Below are 5,116 nucleotides of genomic sequence, written 5' to 3' on the forward strand. Positions count from 1 at the left end.
GCCACGGCGTCAGGTCCCGGCGCGGCTTCGGGCGAGCACCCGAGCGCGCGGCCCGCCCCCGCGGCCGCCGGCGGGGTGTCGGCGCTCGCCCTGCTGGGCGTCGTGCTGCTCGGCTACGTAACCGTCGAGGGCGGCGTTGCCGGGTGGGAGACGACGCACCTGCTCGCCACCACGGCCAGCACCGAGGAGGACGCCGCCCGCGCGGTGGCGCTGTTCTGGGGCGGGCTCACGCTCGGCCGGCTGCTCGCCGCGCCCCTGGCCGCGCGGCTGCACCCGCGCCACCTCGTCCTCGGGTCCCTGGCGGCCGGGACGGCTGGCCTCCTCCTCGCCGCAGCGCCCGGGGCCGCGGTCGCGGGGTACGCGCTCACCGGGCTCGTCGTCGCGCCGGTGTTCCCGGCCGTCGTCGCGTGGCACGCGCGCAGCTTCCCCGACGGGCACGGCCTGACCGCGCTGTTCGCCGCCGGGCTGGCCGGACCGGTGCTCACCGCGCCGCTCATCGGCGCGATGGTCGGCTCGCGCGGCGCGGACGTCGTCCCCTGGACCCTGGCCGGCCTGGCCGGGCTCACCACGCTCGTGGTCGTGACGACCCGGGGCTCGCGCGCGCTGCGGTGACGCCGACGGCGTCGTCGCGGGCTGAAAGAGATCAACGTCCACCATAGAGGGGGTACTTGCACGGCTGTAACTACCAGATGTAGTGTCCTTGGCGCAGCAGGTTCACCTCCCCAGCCAGGGGCGGTGTCGCAAGAGGGAACCCGGTGAGAGTCCGGGACTGCCCCGCAGCGGTGAACGGGAACGACAGCCGTCATGAGCACTGGGTCCGCGGACCTGGGAAGCGACGGCCGGTAGGTGGGCGCCCCGGCGCCCGTGCCCGTGAGTCCGAAGACCTGCCCGCTGCACCGCGCGCACCCGTGCGCGGTTCGTCCGGTGCCCCGTGGGAGGGCGACGACGGCCAGGTGACGTCGGCGGCCCCCGGGCCGCCCGGACGTCGCCCGACCATGCGGCTCCTCCCCCGTGCACCGGCGCCACCAGGCACCACGTGGAGGACGTGCATGGACATCACCGTCGTCAAGCGGGACGGCTCGGTCGAGCCCTATGACGGGTACAAGATCGCGCAGGCCATCGAGGACGCGAGCCGGGGGCTGGACCCCGAGGTCGTCCGCACCACCCAGCTGCTCGCCGAGCTGGAGATCACGCTGTTCGACCGGATCACCAGCCAGCAGCTGGACGAGTCGGTCATCCAGGTCGCCGTGCAGAACGTCAAGGACGACCCCGGCTACGACGTCGTCGCCGCCCGGCTGCTGCTCAAGACCCTCTACAAGCGCGTGCTCGGGGACTACGACGGTCCCGACGAGCTCCGCGCGCTGCACCGTCGCCGTTTCGGCGACCACGTCCGCGGCCTCGTCGCCGCCGGGCTGCTGGACACCCGGCTGGGTGAGCTGTTCGACCTCGACCGGCTCGCCGCCGCCGTGGACCCCGCCCGGGACGACCTGCTCCGCTACGTCGGGGTCGTCACCCTCACCAACCGCTACGCCGTGCACGACCTGGACCGGCAGGCCCTCGAGGTGCCCCAGTACGTGTGGATGCGCGCCGCCATGGGCCTCAGCCTCCTGGCCCCGGACCCGACGGCCAGCGCGCTGGAGTACTACGCGTCGGTCTCGCGGCTGCACTACCTGCCGGCCGGTTCGACGCTGGTCAACGTCGGCACCCCCGTCGCCCAGCTGTCCAACTGCTTCGTCATGCAGATGGACGACGACATCGACCACATCGCCCGGTCCGTCCGCGACGTCATGTGGCTCACCAAGGGCACCGGCGGCATCGGCCTGTCGGTCACCAAGCTCCGGGCGGAGGGCTCGCCCATCCGCAGCAACAACACCGCCTCGACGGGCCCGGTCCCGTTCATGCACACCATCGACTCCACGCTGCGGGCCGTGTCGCGGGGCGGCAAGAAGTTCGGGGCCCTGTGCTTCTACATGGAGAACTGGCACCTGGACTTCCCGCAGTTCCTCGACCTGCGGCAGAGCTCCGGCGACCCGTACCGGCGCACCCGGACCGCCAACACGGCGGTGTGGATCTCGGACGAGTTCATGCGCCGCGTCGAGGCCGACGAGCCCTGGTACCTGTTCGACCCCGCCGAGACGCCCGACCTCGTCGAGCTCACCGGGGCCGCGTTCGGCGCCCGGTACGCGGAGTACGTCGCCATGGCCGAGGCGGGGCAGCTGCGCGCGCACGCCACGGTGGGGGCCAGGGAGCAGCTGCGGGCGATCCTCACCAGCCTGCAGACCACGTCCCACCCCTGGCTGACGTGGAAGGACACCGTCAACACCCGCGCCCTCAACGACAACACCGGCACGATCCACCTGTCCAACCTCTGCACCGAGATCACGCTGCCGCAGGACCGCGACGAGACCTCGGTCTGCAACCTCGCCTCGGTCAACCTCGCCCACCACCTCCGCGCGGACGTCGGCGAGCTCGACTGGGACCTGCTGCGCACCACGGTGCGGCGGGCGGTGCGCCACCTCGACGACCTCGTCGACGTCACCCGCTCCTCCGTCCCCGAGGCCGACCGGTCCAACGAGCGCAACCGGGCCGTGGGCCTGGGGATGATGGGCTTCACCGACCTCGTCGAGCAGCTCGGGCTGTCCTACGAGAGCGAGGAGGCCTACGAGCTCGTCGACCGGGTGACGGAGTTCGTCAGCTTCCACGCCATCTCCGCCAGCGCGGACCTGGCGGCCGAGCGCGGGGCCTACCCCGCCTTCGCCGGGTCCGGCTGGAGCCGCGGCCTGCTGCCGGTCGACACCCTGGACGTGCTCGCCGCCGACCGCGGCGTGCCCGTCGACGTCGACCGCACCCGCCGCCAGGACTGGGAGTCCCTGCGCCGGCGCACCCGCGCCGGCATGCGCAACGCCACCGTGATGGCCATCGCCCCCACCGCGTCCATCGGGCTCGTCGCCGGGACCACGCCCGGTCTCGACCCGCAGTTCACCCAGCTGTTCGCCCGGTCGACCAGCTCGGGCAAGTTCCTCGAGGTCAACCGCAACCTCGTGGCCGCGCTCAAGGAGCGCGGGCTGTGGGAGCAGGTGCGGGAGCCCCTGCTGGCCGCCCGCGGCGACCTGTCGCAGGTGCCCGGTGTGCCGGCGGACCTGCAGCGCGTCTACCGGACGTCGTTCCAGCTGTCGCCGTACGCGTTCCTCGAGGTCGCGGCCCGCGCGCAGAAGTGGGTCGACCAGGCCATCAGCCGGAACATGTACCTGTCCAGCCGCGACGTCGGCGAGATGGTCGACGTCTACACCGCCGCGTGGCGCCGGGGCGTCAAGACGACCTACTACCTGCACATGCTTCCGCGGCACAACGCCGAGCAGAGCACCGTGCGGGTGAACAAGGCGGAGGAGCCGGTGGCCGCCGGGGCCGGGTCGCGCGGTCCTGCGCCGGCCGTGGTCGCGGCGGGTGCGCCGAGGCGACGCGGGTTCGGCGGGGTCTCGGCCCCGCCCCCGACGGCGGGCGCACCACAGGCACCGGCCGGCCCGTCCGAGACCCCCGTGACGGGCGCGGGCACGGGCGTGATGGCGGTCGCCGCGGCCGTCGACACCTGCCCGGTGGACCCGCAGGAGCGCCTGGACTGCGAGGCCTGCCAGTGAGCATCCTCGGGACCGGCATCACGGAGGGCCTGCTCCTCAAGCCCGTCCGCTACCAGTGGGCGGCCGACCTCTACGACCAGGCCGTGGCCAACACCTGGTTCCCCCACGAGGTCCAGCTCGGCGAGGACCTGGCGGACTTCCGGCGCATGAGCGAGGAGGAGCGGCACGCGCTCACCTTCCTCATGAGCTACTTCAACCCCAACGAGCTGCTGGTCAACAAGGCCCTGGCCTTCGGGGTGTACCCCTACGTCGCCGCGGCCGAGGCGCACCTGTACCTGGCCAAGCAGATGTGGGAGGAGGCCAACCACGTCATGGCCTTCGAGTACGTCCTGGAGACCTTCCCCATCAACCGCGAGAAGGCCTACGCCGCGCACGTCGACGTCCCGTCCATGGCCGCCAAGGAGGAGTTCGAGGTCCGCTACGTCCGGCGGATGGCCGAGCAGACCGTGGACATCACCACCGTGGAGGGCAAGAAGGACTTCGTCCGCAACCTCGTCGCCTACAACGTGGTGCTCGAGGGGATCTGGTTCTACTCCGGCTTCATGGTCGCGCTGTCGTTCCGGCAGCGGAACCTGCTGCGCAACTTCGGCGCCCTGATCGACTGGGTGGTGCGCGACGAGAGCCTGCACCTGAAGTTCGGCATCAACCTCGTGCTCACCGTGCTGGAGGAGAACCCGGAGCTGCAGACGGCCGAGTTCGCCGACGAGATCCGGCAGATGGTCCTGGACGCCGTGGCCCTGGAGGAGGCCTACAACCGGGACCTGCTCCCCCACGGCATCCTCGGGATGAACGCCGACTACATCAACAGCTACGTCCGGTACCTGGCCGACCGACGCCTCGAGGAGCTCGGGTTCGAGGCGCACTACGGCGACACCAACCCGGCGCGGTGGATGGCGACGGCGAACGACACCCTGCAGCTGGTCAACTTCTTTGAGTCCATCAACACCAGCTACGAGGTGGACGCCCGGGCCGGCTCGTGACGGCGGCGGTCGCGGTGACCGTCCTCGGGGTCCTGGCGTGGGTCGGGGGGCGGCGGTGCGGACGCGACGCCGGTCACCTGACGACGGTCGCCGAGGTCCGGCGGCTGGCGGGCCCGGTGCCCGCCAACGCTGCCCTGCTCGCCGTGGGGCACGGGGTCGCGGCGGTGCTGGCGCTGGCCCTCGCCGCGGCCCTGCGGCCGGGGCAGGTCGACCCGTCCCTCCCCACGGCGGCAACCACCGCGGCAGCTCCGGCGGCGGTCCCGGCGGCGCTCGCCGTGGCCCTGGTGGTCGCGATCGCTGTGCGGGTCGACCGTCGACGGGCACCCGGCGCGGCGGTCACCGTTGCGCCGGGGCCGGTGCTAGGGCTGGTCGCGGAGGTCCGGTCCCGGGGCGGCCGCTCGGGACCGGCGCTCGGGTGGCGGCAGGTGGTCGGGATCGGGGTCGTGCTGGGGCTCCCCGCCGCGGCGCCGGTGCTGGCCGCCGCCCTGGTGCTGCCGGGGC

2 protein-coding genes, 2 pseudogenes and 1 riboswitch are annotated in these 5,116 nt (G+C 72.9%); all 4 genes and pseudogenes read left to right on the forward strand.

What is annotated here, in order from left to right:
- Window positions 1-612, forward strand: a pseudogene (locus tag WCS02_RS17240) (hypothetical protein); the annotation flags it as partial.
- Between the two features lie 81 nt (window positions 613-693).
- A riboswitch (cobalamin riboswitch) is annotated at window positions 694-906 on the forward strand.
- Between the two features lie 143 nt (window positions 907-1,049).
- Window positions 1,050-3,635 carry a ribonucleoside-diphosphate reductase subunit alpha gene (locus WCS02_RS17245; RefSeq protein ID WP_340295478.1) on the forward strand — a complete coding sequence of 862 codons (2,586 nt, stop codon included), beginning with the start codon at window positions 1,050-1,052 and terminating at the stop codon, window positions 3,633-3,635.
- Window positions 3,632-4,615 (forward strand): ribonucleotide-diphosphate reductase subunit beta, encoded by a 984-nt coding sequence (locus tag WCS02_RS17250; RefSeq protein WP_340295480.1) that lies wholly within the window; start codon window positions 3,632-3,634, stop codon window positions 4,613-4,615. Before WCS02_RS17245 ends, WCS02_RS17250 begins: the two co-directional genes overlap by 4 nt.
- A gap of 14 nt (window positions 4,616-4,629) precedes the next feature.
- Window positions 4,630-5,116 (forward strand): annotated as a pseudogene (locus tag WCS02_RS17255) (hypothetical protein); the annotation flags it as partial.

This window comes from Aquipuribacter hungaricus (assembly GCF_037860755.1).
GTDB classification, from domain to species: domain Bacteria; phylum Actinomycetota; class Actinomycetes; order Actinomycetales; family JBBAYJ01; genus Aquipuribacter; species Aquipuribacter hungaricus.

Coding starts and splice junctions, on each gene's coding strand:
- WCS02_RS17245 (WP_340295478.1), top strand. CDS start 1,050: ATGGACATCACCGTCGTCAAGCGGGACGGCTCGGTCGAGCCCTATGAC.